The sequence below is a fragment of the Enterobacter sp. YSU genome (genome assembly GCF_016082135.1).
Lineage (GTDB): Bacteria > Pseudomonadota > Gammaproteobacteria > Enterobacterales > Enterobacteriaceae > Enterobacter > Enterobacter hormaechei_C.
The window spans coordinates 509,569-530,404 of record NZ_CP059487.1 but is presented as its reverse complement, the minus strand read 5'-3'; the positions used below and the strand labels follow the sequence as shown (position 1 = coordinate 530,404).

General features: G+C 55.6%; 21 protein-coding genes and 1 other RNA gene. 11 read left to right on the top strand and 11 right to left on the bottom strand.

Annotated features, from left to right (window positions below):
* Positions 1-95 precede the first annotated feature (95 nt).
* Positions 96-956: an acyl-CoA thioesterase II gene (gene tesB, locus H2Z33_RS02530; protein ID WP_015571264.1), complete on the bottom strand. Its 861-nt coding sequence runs from the start codon at positions 954-956 to the stop codon at positions 96-98.
* Between the two features lie 203 nt (positions 957-1,159).
* Here tesB and H2Z33_RS02525 point away from each other — a divergent pair, with 203 nt between their 5' ends.
* Positions 1,160-1,687, top strand: coding sequence for a YbaY family lipoprotein (locus H2Z33_RS02525; RefSeq protein WP_017383199.1), 528 nt, complete (start codon positions 1,160-1,162; stop codon positions 1,685-1,687).
* A gap of 37 nt (positions 1,688-1,724) precedes the next feature.
* On the opposite strand, the gene H2Z33_RS02520 is transcribed toward H2Z33_RS02525, so the two are convergent.
* Entirely contained in the window at positions 1,725-2,036 is a 312-nt protein-coding gene (locus H2Z33_RS02520) for an MGMT family protein (RefSeq protein WP_003859016.1), read from the bottom strand.
* A 170-nt stretch (positions 2,037-2,206) separates the two neighbouring features.
* On the opposite strand from H2Z33_RS02520, the gene ffs reads away from it, so the two are divergent.
* The 3 genes from ffs to H2Z33_RS02505 all read left to right on the top strand — a co-directional run bounded on the left by ffs (position 2,207) and on the right by H2Z33_RS02505 (position 3,014).
* Positions 2,207-2,303: signal recognition particle sRNA small type (ffs, locus tag H2Z33_RS02515), an RNA gene on the top strand.
* Between the two features lie 247 nt (positions 2,304-2,550).
* On the top strand, positions 2,551-2,802 hold the full coding sequence (locus tag H2Z33_RS02510) for a hypothetical protein (protein WP_006809862.1): 252 nt from the start codon (positions 2,551-2,553) through the stop codon (positions 2,800-2,802).
* Entirely contained in the window at positions 2,799-3,014 is a 216-nt protein-coding gene (locus H2Z33_RS02505; protein ID WP_015571263.1) for a hypothetical protein, read from the top strand. Before H2Z33_RS02510 ends, H2Z33_RS02505 begins: the two co-directional genes overlap by 4 nt.
* 70 nt (positions 3,015-3,084) lie before the next feature.
* Here H2Z33_RS02505 and H2Z33_RS02500 read toward each other — a convergent pair whose 3' ends face one another.
* The gene (locus H2Z33_RS02500) at positions 3,085-4,506 is read right to left on the bottom strand and encodes a PLP-dependent aminotransferase family protein (RefSeq protein WP_045614997.1); all 1,422 of its coding nucleotides are present in this window, start codon (positions 4,504-4,506) and stop codon (positions 3,085-3,087) included.
* Positions 4,507-4,590: 84 nt separating this feature from the next.
* On the opposite strand from H2Z33_RS02500, the gene H2Z33_RS02495 reads away from it, so the two are divergent.
* From H2Z33_RS02495 to H2Z33_RS02485, 3 genes are all read left to right on the top strand, one after another.
* Positions 4,591-5,202: a YczE/YyaS/YitT family protein gene (locus tag H2Z33_RS02495; protein ID WP_063134749.1), complete on the top strand. Its 612-nt coding sequence runs from the start codon at positions 4,591-4,593 to the stop codon at positions 5,200-5,202.
* Between the two features lie 77 nt (positions 5,203-5,279).
* On the top strand, positions 5,280-6,350 hold the full coding sequence (locus H2Z33_RS02490) for a LacI family DNA-binding transcriptional regulator (RefSeq protein ID WP_015571260.1): 1,071 nt from the start codon (positions 5,280-5,282) through the stop codon (positions 6,348-6,350).
* A 103-nt stretch (positions 6,351-6,453) separates the two neighbouring features.
* Positions 6,454-9,543: a beta-galactosidase gene (locus H2Z33_RS02485; protein WP_063136066.1), complete on the top strand. Its 3,090-nt coding sequence runs from the start codon at positions 6,454-6,456 to the stop codon at positions 9,541-9,543.
* A gap of 35 nt (positions 9,544-9,578) precedes the next feature.
* On the opposite strand, the gene H2Z33_RS02480 is transcribed toward H2Z33_RS02485, so the two are convergent.
* On the bottom strand, positions 9,579-10,376 hold the full coding sequence (locus H2Z33_RS02480; RefSeq protein WP_063134750.1) for a nickel/cobalt efflux protein RcnA: 798 nt from the start codon (positions 10,374-10,376) through the stop codon (positions 9,579-9,581).
* 135 nt (positions 10,377-10,511) lie between these two features.
* On the opposite strand from H2Z33_RS02480, the gene H2Z33_RS02475 reads away from it, so the two are divergent.
* The gene (locus H2Z33_RS02475) at positions 10,512-10,784 is read left to right on the top strand and encodes a metal-sensing transcriptional repressor (protein ID WP_015571258.1); all 273 of its coding nucleotides are present in this window, start codon (positions 10,512-10,514) and stop codon (positions 10,782-10,784) included.
* Here H2Z33_RS02475 and H2Z33_RS02470 read toward each other — a convergent pair.
* Positions 10,777-12,345, bottom strand: a complete 1,569-nt coding sequence (locus H2Z33_RS02470; protein WP_045907188.1) for an EAL domain-containing protein — start codon at positions 12,343-12,345, stop codon at positions 10,777-10,779. The two genes, H2Z33_RS02475 and H2Z33_RS02470, sit on opposite strands and share 8 nt — an antisense overlap.
* A 217-nt stretch (positions 12,346-12,562) precedes the next feature.
* Between H2Z33_RS02470 and H2Z33_RS02465 the strand changes: the two genes are divergently transcribed.
* The gene (locus H2Z33_RS02465; RefSeq protein WP_015571255.1) at positions 12,563-12,823 is read left to right on the top strand and encodes a type B 50S ribosomal protein L31; all 261 of its coding nucleotides are present in this window, start codon (positions 12,563-12,565) and stop codon (positions 12,821-12,823) included.
* A gap of 2 nt (positions 12,824-12,825) precedes the next feature.
* Positions 12,826-12,966 carry a type B 50S ribosomal protein L36 gene (gene ykgO / locus H2Z33_RS02460; protein ID WP_003859006.1) on the top strand — a complete coding sequence of 47 codons (141 nt, stop codon included), beginning with the start codon at positions 12,826-12,828 and terminating at the stop codon, positions 12,964-12,966.
* Here the strand turns inward: ykgO and H2Z33_RS02455 are convergent.
* Complete coding sequence (locus H2Z33_RS02455) at positions 12,963-13,673, bottom strand: GNAT family N-acetyltransferase (RefSeq protein ID WP_047738029.1); 711 nt, start codon at positions 13,671-13,673, stop codon at positions 12,963-12,965. The genes ykgO and H2Z33_RS02455 overlap by 4 nt on opposite strands.
* A gap of 101 nt (positions 13,674-13,774) precedes the next feature.
* Between H2Z33_RS02455 and H2Z33_RS02450 the strand changes: the two genes are divergently transcribed.
* Entirely contained in the window at positions 13,775-15,235 is a 1,461-nt protein-coding gene (locus tag H2Z33_RS02450; RefSeq protein WP_063134751.1) for a PLP-dependent aminotransferase family protein, read from the top strand.
* On the opposite strand, the gene H2Z33_RS02445 is transcribed toward H2Z33_RS02450, so the two are convergent.
* From H2Z33_RS02445 to acrB, 5 genes are all read right to left on the bottom strand, one after another.
* Positions 15,207-15,674, bottom strand: a complete 468-nt coding sequence (locus H2Z33_RS02445) for a YlaC family protein (RefSeq protein ID WP_023296041.1) — start codon at positions 15,672-15,674, stop codon at positions 15,207-15,209. The genes H2Z33_RS02450 and H2Z33_RS02445 overlap by 29 nt on opposite strands.
* A gap of 116 nt (positions 15,675-15,790) precedes the next feature.
* Positions 15,791-16,342, bottom strand: coding sequence for a maltose O-acetyltransferase (maa, locus tag H2Z33_RS02440; protein WP_015571251.1), 552 nt, complete (start codon positions 16,340-16,342; stop codon positions 15,791-15,793).
* 208 nt (positions 16,343-16,550) lie between these two features.
* Positions 16,551-16,769 carry an HHA domain-containing protein gene (locus tag H2Z33_RS02435; protein WP_015571250.1) on the bottom strand — a complete coding sequence of 73 codons (219 nt, stop codon included), beginning with the start codon at positions 16,767-16,769 and terminating at the stop codon, positions 16,551-16,553.
* 27 nt (positions 16,770-16,796) lie between these two features.
* Positions 16,797-17,171: an Hha toxicity modulator TomB gene (gene tomB, locus H2Z33_RS02430; protein WP_063134752.1), complete on the bottom strand. Its 375-nt coding sequence runs from the start codon at positions 17,169-17,171 to the stop codon at positions 16,797-16,799.
* A 510-nt stretch (positions 17,172-17,681) separates the two neighbouring features.
* The gene (gene acrB / locus H2Z33_RS02425) at positions 17,682-20,828 is read right to left on the bottom strand and encodes a multidrug efflux RND transporter permease subunit AcrB (protein ID WP_015571248.1); all 3,147 of its coding nucleotides are present in this window, start codon (positions 20,826-20,828) and stop codon (positions 17,682-17,684) included.
* Positions 20,829-20,836: the final 8 nt, after the last annotated feature.

Below are 20,836 nucleotides of genomic sequence, written 5' to 3'. Positions count from 1 at the left end.
TTTGAGTGCCTTGCCGGGCGGCGGCTTCGCCTTACCCGGCCTGAAAAAGCACAATTCGCAGGCCCGGTGAGCGCAGCGCCACCGGGCTTTTTACATCACCCGCGATTACGCATCACACCTTCCTGCACGGTAGAAGCCACCAGCACGCCATCCTGAGTGTAAAACTCCCCGCGTACAAAGCCGCGCGCGCTGGACGCAGAGGTACTTTCCACGCTGTAAAGCAGCCATTCGTTCATATCGAATGGACGGTGGAACCACATGGAATGGTCAATTGTGGCTACCTGCATCCCTTTTTCGAGGAAGCCCACACCGTGCGGCTGTAGCGCAACCGGCAGGAAGTTGAAATCCGACGCATACCCCAGCAGGTACTGATGCACGCGTAAATCTGCGGGTACGCTGCCGTTGGCGCGGATCCACACCTGGCGGGCGGGCTCAGCGGTATGCCCCTTCATTGGGTTATGAAATTCGACCGGGCGGATCTCCAGCGGTTTATCGCACAGAAACTTCTCTTTTACCTGCGGCGGCAGCAGATGCGCGAGAGCGCGGGCAATTTCGGTTTCCGATTTCAGATCGTCCGGCGACGGGGCAGACGGCATCTTTTTTTGATGCTCATAGCCCGGCTCTGGCGCCTGGAACGAGGCGGTCATGTAGAAGATGGGTTTGCCATGCTGGATGGCCGCCACGCGACGGGCGCTGAAGCTTTGACCGTCACGCAGAACTTCCACGTCGTAAACAATCGGTTTAGCACTGTCACCGGGGCGTAAAAAGTAGCTGTGAAACGAGTGCACCAGACGGTCTGCCGGGACGGTCTCCTTGGCGGCATACAGCGCTTGCCCCACGACCTGGCCGCCAAAAACCTGGCGTAAGCCTAAATCTTCGCTCTGTCCGCGAAATAGCCCTTCTTCTATTTTTTCCAGGTTCAGTAATGTCAGCAGATTGTTCAGTGCCTGACTCATAGTGGTCCTCAATAAACGCCGTGGCGAAAGATACGCTGAGTATAACCCAGAAATGAAAGTGGTCCGATGGGTAGAATAATCTTAATATCCGGACGAAATTAGGCATAAATCCGTGATTTGTGCCACACTTGTATTCGTTATGTGAATAAAACGACATCAGATGGGATCGATCCCGCTGGTGCATTGATGATAAGGAGACTTCAATGAAACTCGTGCCTATGCTCAGTGGTGTAGCAATTGCGGTAGCGTTGTCCGCCTGTGCTGGTAAGAGTGCCGATGTACCGGTGCCAACAGCAAGCGCAAACGGGATTAACACCCTTTCACAGCAAGCTATTCAGCAGCCAAATGTTTCCGGTACGATCTGGATCAAACAGAAGGTTGCGCTGCCGCCGGATGCGGTTTTAACGGTCACGCTGTCTGATGCTTCCCTGGCGGATGCGCCGTCCAAAGTGCTTGCGCAGCGCGCGGTTCGTACAGAGGGTAAACAGGCGCCGTTCAGCTTTGTGCTGCCGTACAACCCGTCTGACGTGCAACCCAATGCGCGTATCCTCCTGAGCGCGGCGGTAACGATCAACGATAAGCTGGTCTTTATCACCGATACCGTGCAGGAAGCGGTCAACAAAGGCGGCACCAAAATCGACCTGACCCTGGTACCGGTGCAGCAAACTGAAGTACCTGTTGCAACGCAGAACAATCAGCCGACTCTGCCTACACCGCCAACACAGCTGTAATTCTCTTTCGCCCTCTCTATGTTGACGGGAGAGGGCGTCAGTACTCCCAGCGATACTTCTGCATATCAATTTGTCCTGCCCCGGACACCTGCACCCCTTCTGAAAGTAAAGCCTGACGCTGGCGCTGCAAGTCTGGCCCGGTGAGGGAAATGGCGCCATGGCGATTGACGACCCGGTGCCACGGTAACGTGCTTCCTTCCGGTAGCCTCCTCAGCACGCCGCCTACCTGACGCGCCGCGCGCGGAGAACCCGCCAGCCGGGCGACTTCCCCATAGGTCGTGACACAGCCTTCCGGGATCGAGGCTACGATTTGCCACACTCGCTGTGGGAAAGTGTCATGTTCGTCCATTGTTTCTCCTGCGGGAAATCAGCGAAGGGTAATGTTATACGAAGATAAAGAAGATTGTCGGGGCAGTTTGCGCAATAATCCAGCATCCGGTTGCCAGCGGCTTGCAATTGAGGTGCTCCACAGGGATAATGCGCCAGCGCGTTGGTTATCAACGCTCTCAATGGGGGCTCTGTTGGTTCTCCCGCAACGCTACTCTGTTCACCAGGTCAGGTCCGGAAGGAAGCAGCCAGGGCAGACGACGTGGGTGCCGGGATGTAGCTGGCAGGGCCCCCACCCATTTGTGCTCCTCTCCAGTCGTTCCCCTGAATAAACCTTCTAAATTATGTGACTATTGTATTTTTTGTAATGCAACCTTCATTTAACTGAAATAATAATGTCATAAACCTGTAATAATAGACTGTCATTTTATTTTTCGATGCCTTTATTCTGTCATAAGCTAAAAAATATATATCTGGATAACAAACTTATCTTCGTGTATTAAATTAAAAACGTGTTCCGAAAGGATGTGACAATCATGGTTACTGCGGTTTTAAACGTTAAAATTGATGAAGCGCTAAAAGAAAGACTTCGCCACTATGCGGAAGACAATAATGAGAATTTAAGCGTGACCACAGAGAAACTGCTGCTGCTGGCATTTGAAGCAGTAGAAGAGGCGGGAGTATCGGAAGAGGATGTTGATAATCAGCATACGGAAGAAGAGAGCGTAACTCCATTTACTCCTAAAGAAATCAAAGCACTACGTAAACTTCTGAAGAAGAGAAAATGAAACAACAACTATCGACTGCCAGTGACTACAACGAGGCCTGCAACCTGTTACGTTCCGGCTACGTGAAACATGTTCGTCTTGGCTGGAATGTAGGAAGTGATGAGTTCTTTCGTATTGCGTCTGACTGGTGTGATACCGGTGCAAAAATAAAGAAAGAAGGGGATAATTTCATTATTTCGCTGAAAGGCTTCCCGATCCCTCCTCAACATTAAGTTGTTCTTCATGTAAACTGCTGACTGCATGCGATACAATCAGCAGTTTTTATTGTTTCTGGCGAATAATTTACACCAGGCTCCGTTTTACTGGCGCTACACTTTTATTTAATGCACGCCACAGCGGTTTGATCCGCAATAATGCCTCTTCAAGTTCTGGTGAACTGAGTGAGAAGGGCATACGCAGGTAGCGGTCAAACGCGCCTGATAGTCCAAAACGCGTGCCGGTGCCCATAATGATGCCTGTCGTTTCGGCGCGTGCCGCCAGCTGTGTCGCCAGCATGCCGGGTAATTCAATCCAGTATGAAAGCCCTCCCTCCGCTTCCTGAAACCGCCATTCGGGGAAATGTTCCCGCAGCATCTGGCCGCAGCGGTCGCGCCGTTCTGCCAGCATTTGCCGCCGGGCAGGCAGGAAGGTTGCACTGTTTTCGATAAGCCACAGCGTGGCCAGCTGTTCCAGCACCGGCGAGCCCAGATCCAGCGTGTCGCGCGTTTGCGCGAGGGTGGCGATAGTGCGTGACGAGGCGCGGATCCAGCCGAGACGCAGCCCACCCCAGAAGCTTTTACCTGCGGAACCCAGCGTCATCACCGTGGCCTCCGGGTTAAAGGCGGCCAGCGGCGGCGGCGGGGGAACATCGAACCAGAGATCGACCATGGTTTCATCCACCACCAGCGTGGTGCGGGTCTGCGCGGCGATGTCGGTTATGGTCTGGCGCGTCGCGGCATCCATGCAACGTCCGGTTGGATTATGAAAATCCGGCATCAGATAGGCCAGACGCGGGGCTGTCTGGGCAAGCGTTGCGGCAAAACCGTCGGTATCCCAGCCCGTTTCAGGCAGCGAGACGCCCACGGGCCGGCATAGCGCCCCCTGAATAGCGGCTATCGCCAGCGGGTAGGTGGGATGATCCACCACCACGCGATCCCCGGGACCGGTCATCATTCTTAAGATCAGGGCGAAGCCGCTGACGGCGCCGTTCACCACCATCACTTCGTCTGCCCGGGTGGGCAGACCGCGTGCGGTGTAGCGGGCGGCGATAGCTTCACGCAGCGCCGGAAGCCCAAGCTGATCGTACCCGGTCAGCGCCAGATTCGGCGTGATGGCCGTCAGCGCGTGGGCGTAGGCCTGGTGGATCTCTGGTCCCGCGTTGAGTGCGGCGGTTGAGAGATCCAGCGCCGCGCTGGCAGTAGAAAGCGTGGGCACGGCGCGGCGGTCTGGCAGGATCGCCCGCGAACCGCTGCCGTGACGGCTCTCCAGATAACCCTCTTCCCGCAGATGCGCCAGCGCGCTGCTGATGGTGGTGCGGCTTACGCTCAGAGCGGCGGCCAGTTCCCGCTCTCCGGGCAGGCGCGTGTTTAACGCCAGCCTGCCATCCAGAATTAACAGGCGTAACGCGTCAGCCAGCTGGCGCCACAGCGGGGTGCGGGAAGAGGCTTGCTGCCAGTGCCCTAACAGGCGTACCAGAGACTGGCTTCCAAAACGACGTGATGACATATGCAGTCCACTATTTGAAAACTGGACATTAATCATAGTGCCATTTTCACCGAAGATGGAACCTGGTTCTTCGGAGAAGAGAAAATGGTACGTCGTCTGGTACAACTTTATGTCGGTTTAGGCCTGTACGGGCTTTCAACCGCGATGTTTATTCGTTCGGATCTGGGTGTCGACCCGTGGGATGTCTTTCACCTTGGCGTCGCCATCCAGACCGGGATGAGTATCGGCACGGTGATTATTTTAACCGGGGCCGCGGTGCTGCTGCTGTGGATCCCGCTGCGTCAGCTGCCGGGACTGGGTACTATCAGTAATGTGATTTGTATTGGTCTGGCGGCCGATGCGTCAATGGCGCTGATCCCTGAGCTCACCTCGCTGCCCGTGCGCATCACCCTGCTGGTTTCCGGCATTGTGGTTAACGCCCTTGCCACCGGGATGTATATCGGCGCGGGTTTTGGCGCAGGCCCGCGCGACGGTCTGATGACCGGCATACATGCCCGGCTGGGCTGGTCGATCCGCAGCGTGCGTACCGCGATCGAGGTGACCGTGTTGATCGTCGGCTACCTCCTCGGGGGAGCGTTTGGCGTTGGAACCGTACTGTATGCATTAACCATCGGCCCGCTGATCCAGCTCTGTTTGCCGTGGTTTCGTCAGGGACCGCGCCTTCAGAAAGCCGCGCGGCCGGAGCGGATTGTTTAATTTTGCGAAGCGCTCACAGGCTATGATGGCGTAACTGTGTCAGAATAGAGACTTCTCTTTTTACGACGCCAGAATGTATGAAAGCGATCACTCTTTATGACGTTGCCCGCGTGGCGGGCGTTTCCTATCAGACCGTTTCCCGGGTGATTAACGACGCAGAACACGTTTCTGCCCGTACGCGGGAAAAGGTCCGGCAGGCCATGGCGGCGCTACACTATGTGCCTAACCGTGGCGCGCAGCAGCTGGCCGGGAAACGTACCCGCACGCTGGGGCTGATGACCAGCGATCTGGCGCTGCATGCGCCGTCGCAAATCGCCTCAGCTGTAAAATCCCGGGCAGTGGAGCAGGGGGCTAGCGTACTCATCTCCATGGTGGAGCAACCCGCGCAGTGTCAGGCTGCTTTGCAGGAATTACTGGCGCAGCGCGTGGAGGCGCTGCTGGTGAACGTTCCGCTGGAAGATGCACAGGCAGAAATGCTTCAGGAAATGGCCTCGCCGACCCCGGTTCTTTTTCTCGATGTTTCCCCCACAGCTCGGGTTAACAGCCTTGTTTTCAATGCCGAACAGGGCGCTGGCCTGGGGGCAGAGCATCTGCTTTCGCTGGGGCACCAGCGAATTGCGCTGCTCGCCGGGCCGGAAAGTTCTGTCTCTGCCCGGGCTCGTCTGGCGGGATGGAAAACCACGCTGGCCCGGGCCGGCGTGGAGGCGTTTGCGGTGGCGCAGGGCGACTGGAGCGCGGCCTCGGGCTATGAGAAAGGGCATCAGCTCCTGGCGGGCGCGCAGCTGCCGGAGGCGATCCTCGTCGCTAACGATCAGATGGCGCTTGGCGTTTTACGCGCCTGTGCGGAAAAAGGCGTTGCGGTACCGGGGCAGATCTCGGTTGTCGGGTTTGATGATACGGCTGACAGCGCGTGGTTTTCACCTCCGCTCACCACCGTTCGGCAGGCGTTCCGCGAGGCCGGTGAGCGCAGCGTGGAGTGGCTGATGGCACCTGACCATCACGACGAATGCTGGCAGGAACAACTTCCCGTTACGTTGATAGTACGTCATTCCACCGCGCCGCGCGCCGCACAGCAGGCCGATCGTGAAGATCTGGCGCAACAGCTCAGAACGCTGGCGCTGCTGGCGGAGAAACTGGCGCGCAGCTAGCACTTTTGTGATCGTGCTCGCCTGGTGACGATCAAAGTCTTTACCGCCACCGTTTACCAGGGCATGTTGGCTAAAATTGTGAGCGCTTCGCAAAGAGGTTGATATGTCTTCTACATTGCCGCTGACCCTCAGCGCACTTCTGGCGCGTCGTGACTGGGAAAACCCGGGCGTGACGCAGTGGAATCGTCTGGCCACACACGCGCCTTTTCATAGCTGGCGCGATGAAACCTTCGCCCGCGAGGATAAACTTTCGCTAAGCAAGCGTCTGCTTAACGGCGTCTGGCGATTCAGCTTTTTCCCGGCGCCAGAGCAGGTTCCCGAGGCATGGATAACGGACGATCTGGCTGACGCCGTTGAGATGCCCGTGCCGTCGAACTGGCAGATGGAGGGATTTGACACTCCCATCTATACCAACGTCACCTATCCGATAAATGTGAACCCGCCGTATGTTCCGGCTGAAAACCCAACTGGTTGTTACTCGCTCACATTTGAGATGAATGACGCCTGGCTGTGCAGCGGGCAAACCCGCATTATTTTTGACGGGGTGAATTCAGCTTTTCATCTGTGGTGTAACGGCCAGTGGGTGGGCTATTCGCAGGACAGCCGTCTGCCTGCGGAGTTCGATCTCAGCGCGGTGCTGCGACCGGGGCAGAACCGTCTGGCGGTGATGGTGTTACGCTGGTGCGACGGAAGCTACCTGGAAGATCAGGACATGTGGCGGATGAGCGGCATTTTCCGTGACGTCTCGCTGCTGCACAAGCCGGAAACGCGAATTGCCGATTATCAGATCGTGACCGATCTGAATGCCGAATGCGATCGGGCGATACTCCGGGTTGACGTTGCGCTGGAAGGCTCACGCTACGCCGAATGTGAGGTGGCGTTTACCCTGTGGCGTAACGGCGAAGCCTGCGCGCAAACCACGCAGCAGCCCGGATCGGCCATCGTGGACGAACGTGGCAGTTGGGCAGAACGGCTCACGGTGGCGATCCCCGTGAACGCTCCCGCGCTGTGGAGCGCTGAAACACCGGAATGCTATCGGCTGACAATGTCGCTTCGGGATGCGCAGGGTAACGTGCTGGAGACTGAAGCCTGCGATGTCGGTTTCAGACGCGTCGAAATCAGCAACGGCCTGCTGAAGCTTAACGGCAAACCGCTGCTGATCCGCGGCGTGAACCGTCACGAACATCATCCTGAGAAGGGGCAGGTGATGGATGAGGCGACCATGCGCCGCGACATCGAACTGATGAAGCAGCATAACTTCAACGCCGTGCGCTGCTCGCATTATCCGAACCATCCTCTGTGGTACACGCTTTGCGATCGCTACGGCCTGTACGTGGTCGATGAGGCGAATATTGAAACCCACGGCATGGTGCCGATGAGCCGCCTGGCGGACGATCCGCGCTGGTTGCCTGCCATGAGCGAACGCGTAACGCGTATGGTGCAGCGGGACCGGAATCATCCGTCCATCATCATCTGGTCCCTGGGGAATGAGTCCGGGCATGGGGCGAATCACGATGCGCTGTACCGCTGGCTGAAAACCGCCGATCCCACGCGGCCGGTGCAGTACGAAGGCGGTGGCGCCAGTACGGCCGCTACCGATATTGTCTGCCCGATGTATGCCCGCGTCGATCAGGATCAGCCATTCCCGGCGGTGCCAAAGTGGTCGATTAAAAAGTGGATCGGCATGCCGGACGAAACCCGTCCGCTGATCCTGTGCGAGTATGCCCACGCGATGGGCAACAGCTTTGGCGGCTTTGCCAGCTACTGGCAGGCATTCCGCAGCCATCCCCGGTTGCAGGGCGGGTTTGTCTGGGACTGGGTCGATCAGGCGCTGACGAAAAAAGCGGAAGACGGCACGGCATACTGGGCCTACGGCGGCGATTTTGGCGATAAGCCCAACGACCGTCAGTTCTGCCTCAACGGGCTGGTGTTTCCCGATCGCACTCCGCACCCCGCCCTTTACGAGGCGCAGCGTGCCCAGCAGTTCTTTACCTTTACGCTGGTGAGCACCGTTCCGCTGGTCGTCGATATCCAGAGCGATTATCTGTTCCGTCATACTGACAACGAGCATCTGCGATGGTCAGTGGCGCGTGACGGTGCGGTATTGGCTTCCGGCGAAACACCCCTTTCTATTGCGCCTCAGGAGACGCAGCGCGTTGAGATCCCGCCGCCTGAGCTTGATGCTGAGCCGGGCGAGGTCTGGCTCAACGTGGAGATCGTTCAGCCGCAGGCCACGCCGTGGTCGCCGCCCGGCCACCGTTGTGCCTGGGATCAGTGGCCGCTCCCGGCTCCGCTGTACCTTGCGCCACCGAAAGCAGGCGGAACCCCTCCGCAGCTAACGGTGCAGGACGAAGCGCTGGATATTACTCATCAGCAGCAGCGCTGGCAGTTTAGCCGTCTCACCGGAAACCTGACCCAGTGGTGGAACGAGGGCGCTGAAACGCTCCGTTCCCCGCTAACGGATAACTTCACCCGTGCGCCGCTGGACAATGACATTGGCGTCAGCGAGGCGACCCGCATCGATCCGAACGCGTGGGTGGAACGCTGGAAAGCGGCAGGGATGTATGGGATGTCCGCGCGCCTCCTCCAGTGTGAAGCGGAGCAGCATGCCCGTGAGGTGGTGGTGACCACGCAGCACGTGTGGAAGCATCAGGGTAAAGCGCTGTTTATCAGCTGCAAGCTCTGGCGGATTGATGACCACGGGGTGCTGCACGGTGATGTGCAGGTGACGGTGGCGTCTGACATTCCTGAGCCCGCTCGCGTGGGCCTGAGCGTTATGCTGGCGGATATCCCGGAAACGGTGCGCTGGCTGGGGCTAGGCCCGCTGGAGAACTATCCGGACAGAAAACTGGCGGCGCAGCAGGGGCGCTGGGCGTTACCGCTGGAAGAGATGCAGACGCCGTATATCTTCCCGACGGAGAACGGTTTGCGCTGCGACACCCGCGAGCTGACGTTTGGCTCCCATCAGTTGCAGGGACAGTTCCATTTCTCCCTGAGCCGTTATAGCCAGCGGCAGCTGCATGAGACAACGCATCAGCATTTGCTGCGGGAAGAGGCTGGCTGCTGGTTAAATCTTGATGCGTTTCACATGGGCGTAGGGGGAGACGACTCATGGAGCCCGAGCGTAGCCCCGGCCTTCATTCTGCAAAACCGCCGGCTGCGATACACGTTTAGCTGGCAGCAGAACGGCTGAGCCGACACGTGCGGCCACTGCCGTGGCCGCAATGCTTATCTCAGGATCCCGATTACGCCGTGAATGCTCATATAAACTCCGACTACCGCGATCAGTGCCGCTGAGATCCACGGCGCCTTGCGCGAAAAGGCGCTAAAGCCGGGCCAGCGCTTCGCCGCATGTTTCATGCTTAATGCGGCAATTGCGCCAGAGGCGACGAGAGTGAGCGCCAGTCCGATACTGAAACTGAACACCAGCGTGGCGCCGAGCGCGAAATGTTTCAGTTGCAGGCAGATCAGCAGCACCGTAATGGAGGCCGGACAGGGGATAAGCCCACCGGTCAGGCCGAATAGCGCGATTTGCCCGGTGGTGACCTCTTTACCGTTGAAGCGTCGGTTAATGTCCTGGGCGTGTGCGCGCTGGTGGGCATCCTGCCACTCCTCTTCAACCAGAGGAGACGTGTGGTCGTGATGATCATGATGGTGATGATGATCATCATGGTGGTGATGCGGCTGGCTCTCCTGCCAGGTTCGCCACGCCATCCACAGGGCGATCAACACGATCAGAACCCCGGAAATCAACTGAAACCAGGGCTCAGAAGTATCTGCATCCCATCCCCGACCAAACCATAATCCCGCCATCGCAATGATCCAGACGACCGCCGTATGAGACAGCGTTGCGGACAACCCAAGCAACACAGCCTGTTTCAGCGTACCGCGGATCGCCACAATGAAAGCCGCCATCATTGTTTTTGAATGGCCTGGCTCGAGGCCGTGGAGCGCGCCAAGCAGGATGGCGCTGGGGACAAACAGCCAGGCGTTACCCTGCTGAAGAAGAGAAGAAAAAGCGTTCATTGAACATTCCGGGGTGGAAAACATGCCGAGAATACTACTCCCCCCCCAGTAGTATAATACTACCCCCCAGTAGAAAAATACCCAGGGGGAGTAGAGCGTGATATGCTTTTTAGGCCACCAAAGAGGAGCTAAGCGATGTCACACACGGTTCGTGATAAAAAGAAGTTATTGACCCGCCTGAAAAAAATTCAGGGGCAAAGCGCTGCGCTGGAAAAAATGCTCAACAGCGATCATGAATGCGCCGAGGTGTTACAGCAGCTGGCGGCGATCAGGGGCGCGGTAAACGGCATGATGATGCAAGTAATTGAGGGACATTTAACCGATCACGTGGTGAAAGAGCCAGAGGAAGCGCAGCGCGAGGCCGATCTCGGGGTCGTGATGCAGGTGATCAAATCGTACCTTAAGTAATGTGCTTCTCCAGGTTGTGCCCGGCCCAGAGAATGAAATCCTCTTTAGGCAGCGCCTTGCTGAAATACCAGCCCTGGCCGTACTGCACGCCGTGGCGATGCAACCATTCGATCTGCCCTTCAGTTTCAATGCCTTCTGCGACCATCGCCAGTTTAAGCGATTTGGCCATTTCGATGATGTGGGGAGTCACGTTCTTGTACTCCAGCGCATCCACAAAGGATTTATCAATCTTCAGGGTATCGACATCCAGGTCCTGCAAATAGCTCAGGCTGGAGTAACCCGTACCAAAATCATCAATGTAGATAGCGTGCCCGGCGCGGCGAAACGCAGCGATGGCAGGCACGCTGACGGCGGGATCGGCAAAGCCGCGCTCGGTTAATTCAAGGGCGATCTGGCGCGGGTGGACGCCCCATTTGTTGAGCAACTGACTCAGTTGGCGAGGCAGCTCGGGGGACGTTAAATCCGATGGCGCAAGGTTGACAGAAATGTGCAGTTCCGGATGCTGATGCAGCCAGGCGCCTAAATCCTCAAACACCTTATTCACCACCAGCTGCGTCAGCGTTGAAATAAGCCCCGTCTGCTCAGCCAGCGGCACAAAGAGATTGGGCGACAGGTGACTGCCATCTGGCTGCGGCCAGCGCATCAGCGCTTCAGCACCCACCAGTTTTCCACTGCACAGCGCCACGATGGGCTGATAGTAAACCTCGATCTCCCGGTTGTTGATTGCGTCGATCAGGCGGTTACGCGGGGATAACAAACGGCGGAGGATGCGCAGGACAATAAGGGCAGCAGCCAGGCTTAGCAAGATGCCAGCCGGTAGCCAGATGATCAGTTGCTGGTGCCAGGATTCCGCCAGCGGTTTTAACGACGCCCACGCGATCACCGTAAAACCCAGTTCGGGTACAGGTTTCAACACGTACATCGAGCCGTTGTATTGTACGCGCGTAACGTCCTGCTGCTCCTTAACGACAGAAAGAATATACGGGTCGACAATATTGCTTCTGGCAAATATCCGATGGGTTTCACTGCCCACCAGGGCGGCATCCATCGAAATTTCACCAAACGGGACAACATCCACAAGCGAGGCAGGATCAACCATCACCAGATAATGTCCTTTCCCCAGAACGGCCATATAGCGGTGAATGCCGAGGTCGTTTTGCGAGGTGAGCCACGCGCTATACCCGTCTGCGGTGATCCGCATCGGGGGCGGTAAGATCGCCGTATTACTGGATTGTTCAAGGGATGAGCAGAGCGGCTTCAGGTTATCGATATACATCACTTCCTGAATATAGCGCCATGAGAATTCAACCCGACGCATTTCGCGTAAATGCGGGGGAGTGCAGGGGGGGGCGTGGAATGTCTGTAGGTGCGTGAGCGCCTGTTTTGCCTGCGCAACGACTCTGTCGGTACGGATCAGGACGCGCGAGGCATAGCTGTCCAGAGCGTCCACAAATTTATCCTCTGCCTGACGATGCGCCAGCCAGATACTGAGGCACACAGGGACCAGCACAGAGAAGATCAGTATGCCTGTTACCAGGCTGACCAGATGTCGGGTTCGCATGCTGCTTTATCCTTTCCATATGCCCACCTTGGGCCTGGAGTTTGCGCGCCAGAAGAAAAAGTTTTTTATCGCTAAATGATATAGTTATAGCATGTGACAGTCTCAAGCAGGTATCTGAATCAACCTTTCAAAAACAGGCTGTGCGTGACAGGGGTTGTTTTTGCAGCAAAGCTCAGATAGTATTTTGTTATGTTATAACAATACATGAAGGCCAGAGATGAAACCGAATATCCATCCAACCTATCGCACCGTTGTGTTTCACGACACCACGGCTAATGAATACTTTAAAGTCGGCTCAACAATTAAGACAGACCGTGAAATTGAGCTGGAGGGGAAAACGTATCCCTACGTTACCCTTGATGTCTCCTCTAAATCACATCCGTTTTATACCGGGAAGCAGAAGACCTTCTCGACGGATGGCAGCGCGGCACGCTTCCGCAAGCGTTTTGGTGGCTTTCTTGATGCGAAGCGAGGCTAATCATGCAGGTGCTGAACTCATTACGCAGTGCAAAACAGCGTCACCCGGATTGCCAGATAGTCAAACGCAAGGGACGCTTATACGTGATCTGCAAATCTAACCCGCGCTTTAAGGCGGTGCAGGGACGTAAAAAAAGACGCTAAACGCGCGTCTCTCGCCAGCTTTCCAGGGAGCTTTTCTGTTTGCCATCGGCGGTAAAATTGTCGGTGGCAAGCCAGCTTTCAAACGCGCTCGCCAGCGCTGGCCACTCTTTGTCGAGAATTGAAAACCAGTCGGTGTCCCGGTTTCGGCCTTTAATGACCAGCGCCTGGCGAAAACGCCCTTCAAACTGAAAGCCCAGACGCAGAGCCGCTTTGCGGGATGGTTCGTTCAGGCTGTTGCACTTCCATTCATAACGCCGGTAGCCCAGGGTATCGAACACGTACCGCATCAGCAGATACTGCGCTTCTGTCGACATGGGCGTGCGACTTAACAGTGACGAGAAGTGAACATGTCCCACTTCCACAACGCCGTTTTTAGGATCGATCCGCATCAAGGACAGCGTCCCGACAGGAGACTGGGTCTGGTTATCGATAACGGTAAAGTGGATGGGATCGGCTAATTCGCTCACGCTCGCCACCCATTTGGCAAACTCCTCTGCGGTGGTATCGGGTTCACGCAGCAGCCACGTCCAGCTTCGGGTATCTCCGGCCAGGGAATACGCAGAGAACAACGCCGGGGCATGCTCCACGCGCAGAGGCTCAAGCCGACAATAGCGACCCTGAAGTACCACCCGGGACGGGTGCGGGCGAGGCTGCCAGTCGATGAGGCTTTCGCCTACAGGTTGTCCAAACTCATTGAATGTATTCATCTTTATTCCCGTCAAATTGAAAAGATCTCCAGATTAATGAATTGCTGGTTCCTTAAAAAGAACCACCAGGCTATGTTTTTCTGGTACCACGAGGAGGAATGATGAATATACCGGGTGATGAGCTTTACACCTTGCTCCATGCTGCGCTGAAAAAACGTGGGGAAGAGACGCTCCAGCGTGCGCTCTATCTTGCTTTGCGGGAGGCCATACTGTGCGGAAGGCTTCGGTCCGGCAGCCATTTGCCCGGCTCACGAACGCTGGCGCAGCAGATCTCGGTGTCCCGAAACACCGTCAACGCGGCGCTGGACCAGCTCACGCTCGAAGGTTATTTGCTGCGTAGCCGCCAGGGTACGCGGGTGGGGCAATTCGCTCCTCGTACGATTACCCGGACATTACCGGACCCGGACGTCAGGCTGACAAAACGTGTCGCCCTGCTGCCCGCGCCTGTGCCGCGCGACACCCCGGTGATGGCGTTTACGCCGGGAACGCCTGCCATCAACTATTTCCCCTTACCGCTGTGGCGGCGGTTGTACGATCGTGTTCTGCGCGAGGAGGGAAGCACCCTGTTAGGGTATGGCGACCCGGCCGGCGAGCCGACGCTGCGGGCCGCCGTTGCCCGCCATCTTGCGCTGTCCCGCGGCATTGACTGCGATGCCAGCCAGATTGTGATAACCGAAGGGGCGCTGGAGGGCGTCAATCTGTGCACGATGCTGTTAAGCGAGCCGGGGGATGTTGCCTGGGTGGAAAATCCCGGCTATAGCGGCGCCAAAAGCGCTTTCGTCAAAACCGGCCTGGCGATGACCGGCATACCGGTGGATGACGAGGGGATGTGCTGGGAAGGGCTGTCTGCGCCTTCACCCACGCTGATTTTTACCTCGCCATCGCATCAGTTCCCTTGCGGAAGCGTGCTCAGCGCGCGGCGGCGTCTGGCGCTGCTGGAACTGGCCCGGCAGCACAGCGCGTGGATCATTGAGGATGATTACGACAGCGAATTTCGTTATACCGGTGAGCCCGTCCCGGCGATGCTCGGAATGGTCAACAATGCGCCCGTTGTGTATCTGGGGACGTTCAGCAAAACGCTGTTTCCATCGCTCCGGATGGGGTTCATGGTGTTACCGCCAGCGCTGGCGAAGGCGGCGCGTCCGGCCATCGGCTCGCTGCTGCGCGGCGGGCATCGCGCTGAACAGCGCACCCTGGCGCTGTTTATTGAGGAAGGCCACTATGCACGACATCTTGCCGCCATGCGCCGCCTTTATCGTAAGCGTTACCGCCAGCTGCGGGAGGTGCTGAGCGCAGAGCTTCATACGCCGCACCGTGTTCTTGCCTGGGAAGGGGGAATGCACCTGACGCTGGCGATTGACGGTATCGACGACCAGCGGCTGGTGGAGCAGGCGAGAGCGTTTCAGCTGGCACCCGCTGCGCTGAGCGGGTATTACCTTGAGACGAAGCAGGGGCAAACCGGTCTGGTTTTAGGTTACGGTAATACCTCTGCTTCGCAGTTTGCGCCGGGTATCCGACGTCTTCAGACGCTCATTACACAGCAGTGGGGCGGGAAAGGGTAAAGACATCATAAAAAGAGAGCTGGCCCTTAGTGATGACCATTTTCTGCAACTTCTCTTTTTGCCCGGCTTCGACGGCCGGCGAGAGCAGGATATTGTCGATCAGCTCCTTCGGCACGTAACGCGTGTTGTACCACTCCCCGTTGTAGCACACGCGGAAATCGAGTACGTCGATATCTTCATACCGGTAACGCGGATTGACGTCGAAAAAGAAAAACGCGTTAAACACCACGAACAGCACAACCAGTAGCCAGACGGAATCGACCAGTGTTTCAGACTTCAGCATGACGATAAGCGTTGCCAGCCAGGCGGCGTACATGGCGACGAACAATCCGGGGTGTTTGCGAATAAAGCTGATGCTAAAGCGCGGGCGATTGTCGCGCTTTTCGCGGGTATTGAGATCGTCGATGGTGGCGGTAAGCAGGCGCTGTATCTCTGTCATTTTTTGCCTTTATGATTGTTAAAAATACAGGTGATCTGCCTATTTTATGAGAGGGGTTTATGCGATGAAAGTAACAGTTATGCCAGGAAAAAGCATAACAGTTACTCAGGATGCGCTTAGATCATTTTAATGATTTTCGCCGGATTCCCGCCCACTACCGCATTGGCCGGCACGTCTTTGGTCACTACCGCGCCGGAAGCGATAACGGCATTATCGCCAATGGTCACGCCTGGATTAATCACCGCGCGTCCGCCGATCCAGACATTATCACCAATGGTGACCGGTTTACCGTACTCCAGCCCGCTGTTACGTTCGGTCGCATCCAGAGGATGCGTGGCCGTATAAATGTGCACTCCCGGCGCAAGCATACAGTTATCGCCAATGCGTACAGGGCAGACGTCCAGCATGACGCAATCGAAGTTAGCGTAAAAATTGTTGCCCAGATAGATGTTATACCCGTAGTCGCAGCGGAAGCTTGGCTCTATATAGGCACCTTCGCTTTGACCCAGCAGGTCAGCTAATAAGGCGCGACGTTCGGCCTTCTCATCGGGTGCGGTATGGTTATAGCGGTGAACAAGATGACGCGCGCGTAAACGGTCAGCCCTCAGCGTGTCATCGCCAGGGCGGTAATATTCACCTGCAATCATCTTCTGTTTTTCTTCACTCATGGGAACCTCTCTGGAATCGTTTTACGCAGCGTAAAGAGGATTAACCAGAAAGGGAACGTTCCCTAAAAGTGGCTGTGACGGGAGTCACAACATTCTTGCGCATAAATACGTTTTATACGGGAACCTGGCGTTTGCATTTGAAGCGTAATTCGAAAGGTAAATTCAGCTTAACAACGGGCGTAATGCCTTTACAGTCTCTCTTCAACGATTAACGAACAAATTTCCACACCGAAGAGGGGATCTTGTCATACAGTTTATTCATGGTCAGCTCAGCAAGACGATGGTCGGCAGCTGAATAAAATACCGCCAGTTCATTATCAGACAGCTCGTATTTATTTTTCTCAATAACACGTTCGAGAGTGTCAATTGACTGGCAGCGTCGCAGGCGCATCAAATAATCGACTTTTGTTAATGGTTTATCAGACATAAATTCACCTTAGTAATTGTAATAATTTTAACAGGAAAGACTAACCGGATTAGCTCTGCTGACATTAGTGAAGCAGCGAAATAGACGGTTTCCTGATTTACGCCATTTCTGCAAATCCTGTGCGTTAATGCCGTAGCTGCTGAACAACATAAAGGTGTCGTCCAGGTATTCATCAATTTGCTCTATCAACTTATTATCTTCATTGTACTTAATTTTATAATTAAGTGCGAAGGTGGCGATATGCTCGATCAGCTCGTTAAGCTGTAAATTGATAGCAGACGTTGGATCGTTCACCCAGCCATGGTTACTTTCTTCAAGATTGGTAAGGCAGTCATGGTACAAGGATTCGCAGAGAAATTTCAACTGCGCGATATCATGCCTTTTTGGCGAGTACTCGTCCATAGCGCATCCCCTTCTGAGTGATTTTTTACTCACCGAACATCATGTCGGGATGGATACAACTTGCTTAGCCACACGGGAGCTGTGTTCCTGATAACTCTAACTATAAGCCACTCTGATCAAGATTTCACCGCGCTATTACGAAAAATTACAATTAAATCGTTACTGTTCGAGCCTTTACGCAAATCTACCTTTTGCAGCGAACGCGTTAATCAATAAAAAAGACGATTTTTATCGGTTCCTTAGAATTCATTGAGTTAGCGCAAAGTTTCATGTGAAGTCCGAAACCAGATATCTTCAGATATTTTCCATTGCTTAGGAATAGTCCGAATAATTTACGTCACGAAATGATAATAAAAGAATGCTGAGTTCCTGGTGTAAGTTATCGGCCTATTATGATAGGCCTTATTAAAAAAGAGGAAAATAAATAGAAAGGCAATAGGTCTATTTTATGATTTTTTCTGAAAAAGAAAAAGGCCGCAAATGCGGCCTTTTTATCATGTGAAACCGGTATCAGTGATGTTCTACCGAATGATTGTGCTCAACGTCTTCATTCTTACGGCTGAAGCGGCGGCGAACCACCACGAAGAACACCGGTACGAAGAAGATCGCAAGAACGGTCGCGGTTACCATCCCACCCATTACGCCGGTACCTACTGCGTTCTGTGCGCCGGAGCCCGCGCCGGAGCTGATAACCAGCGGCATAACGCCGAGGATAAATGCCAGGGACGTCATCAGGATTGGACGCAAACGCATACGAACGGCTTCCAGCGTTGCTTCAATCAGGCCTTTTCCTTCTTTCTCCATCAGATCTTTGGCGAATTCGACGATTAGTATCGCGTTCTTCGCCGACAAGCCAATGGTTGTCAGCAGGCCCACCTGGAAGTAAACGTCGTTGGTCAGCCCACGGAACGTTGCGGCAAGCAGCGCACCGATAACCCCCAGCGGAACCACCAGCATAACGGAGAATGGAATCGACCAGCTCTCATACAATGCCGCCAGACACAGGAACACCACAATCAGTGAAATGGCGTACAGGGCAGGGGCCTGGTTACCGGACAGACGTTCCTGATAGGACATGCCGGTCCAGTCGTAGCCGACACCCGCAGGCAGTTTGCTGGCCAGTTCTTCCATCAGGTTCATGGCTTCACCGGTGCTTCGGCCCGGCGCTGCCTGACCGAGGATTTCCATCGATGGCAAGCCGTTATAACGCTCCAGACGCGGTGAACCGTATTCCCAGCGCGAGGTTGAGAAGGCGGAGAACGGCACCATCTGGCCATCGCTGCCGCGAACATACCAGTTGTTGATATCGTTCGGCAGCATACGGTATTGCGCTTCGGACATCACGTAGACTTTCTTCACGCGACCACGGTCGATGAAGTCGTTGACGTAGCTGCCACCCCAGGCTGCACCCAGCGTGGTATTAATGTCGCTGATGGAAACACCCAGCGCCTGCGCTTTTTCCTGGTCGATATCGATCTTGTACTGCGGCGTATCTTCCAGACCGTTAGGGCGAACGCCCACCAGCAGGTCAGGGTGTTTTGCCACCTCGCCAAACAGCTGGTTACGCGCCTGAGTCAGTTTTTCGTGGCCCAGACCGCCCTGGTCAATCAGCTGGAAGTCGAAGCCGGTCGCCGTACCCAGTTCAACAATCGCTGGCAGGTTAAAGGCGAAGACCATCGCATCTTTAATCTGTGAGAAGGTGCCCATCGCGCGGCCGGTAATGGCTTCTACCTTGTTCTCTGCGCCCGGACGTTCAGACCAGTCTTTCAGAGAAACGAAGGCGATACCGGTGTTCTGACCACGACCCGCGAAGCCAAAGCCGTTAACCGCAAACACGGATTCGACGTTGTCTTTCTCTTTGGTCAGGAAGTAGTCGGTCATCTCATCCAGCACCTTTTGCGTACGCTCTTGCGTCGCACCGGCCGGAAGCTGCGCCATACTCAGGAACACGCCCTGGTCTTCATCTGGCAGGAACGAGCTTGGCAGACGAACGAACAGGAAAGCCATCCCCACCACGATGATGATATAGAGCAGCAGGTAACGACCGGTGCTGCGCAGGATGTTACCCACGCTGTCGGTGTAGTGGTGCGTACTCTTATCAAACATGCGGTTGAACCAGCCGAAGAAGCCCTTATGCTCGCCGTGACCGCCTTTCTGAATCGGCTTCAGCATCGTCGCGCACAGGGCTGGCGTCAGGATCAGTGCAACCAGTACCGACAGCGCCATCGCCGAAACAATGGTGATGGAGAACTGACGGTAAATCGCACCGGTAGAGCCGCCAAAGAAGGCCATCGGGATAAATACCGCAGACAGTACCATCGCGATACCGACCAGCGCGCCCTGGATCTGGCCCATTGATTTACGGGTTGCTTCCTTCGGCGGCAGGCCTTCTTCCGCCATGACACGCTCGACGTTTTCGACCACCACGATGGCGTCATCCACCAGCAGGCCGATGGCGAGCACCATCCCGAACATCGTCAGGGTGTTTATCGAGTAGCCAAATATCGCCAGCACCGCGAAGGTCCCGAGCAGTACAACCGGCACGGCGATGGTTGGGATCAGCGTTGCGCGGAAGTTTTGCAGGAACAAGTACATCACCAGGAAGACGAGAATGATCGCCTCAACCAGGGTTTTCACCACTTCGTGAATCGAAATTTTAACGAATGGCGTGGTGTCATACGGATAAACGATTTTCAGACCTGACGGGAAGAACGGTTCCATCTTCTTCAGTTCTGCACGGATAGCCGTCGCGGTGTCCAGGGCGTTCGCGCCCGTCGCCAGTTTGATACCCAGACCGGAAGCCGGTTTACCGTTGAACTTCGCAATGATGTCGTAGTTCTCACCGCCCAGCTCAACCTTCGCCACGTCACGCAGGCGAACCTGCGAACCGTCCTGATTCACCTTCAGCAGAATTTTGCTGAACTCATCGGCGGAGGTCAGACGCGTTTGCGCGATGATCGACGCGTTAAGCTGCTGGCCTTTCACCGGCGGTGTACCACCCAACTGACCGGCGGCAACCTGGGCGTTCTGCGCTTTAATTGCGCTGATAACGTCAACCGGCGTCAGCTGGAAGTTGTTCAGTTTATTCGGATCCATCCAGATACGCATCGCGTACTGGGAACCGAACAGCTGAACGTCACCCACACCAGACGTACGGCTGATGGCGTCCTTCATGTTGGCGCCCACGTAGTCGGAAATATCCTCCTGCGTCATGGTGCCGTTGGTGTTGATCACGCCGACAACCATCAGGAAGCTACTGGACGATTTCTCGACGCTCACGCCCTGCTGTTGTACTTCCTGCGGCAGCAGAGGCATCGCCAGCTGCAATTTGTTCTGCACCTGAACCTGTGCAATGTCCGCATCCGTACCGGATTCAAAGGTCAGGGTGATCTGAACCGTACCGGTTGAGTCACTGTTTGAGGACATGTACATCAGGTTATCGATACCGTTCATGTTCTGTTCGATAACCTGCGTAACGGTATCCTGCACCGTTTTGGCATCAGCGCCCGGATAGGTTGCGGAGATCGTCACTGCCGGCGGCGCAATCGTTGGATATTGCGCGACAGGCAGCTTCAGGATCGCAAGTCCCCCGGCCAGCATGATGATTATGGCGATCACCCACGCAAATATGGGGCGATCGATAAAGAAATTAGGCATGTCTTAAC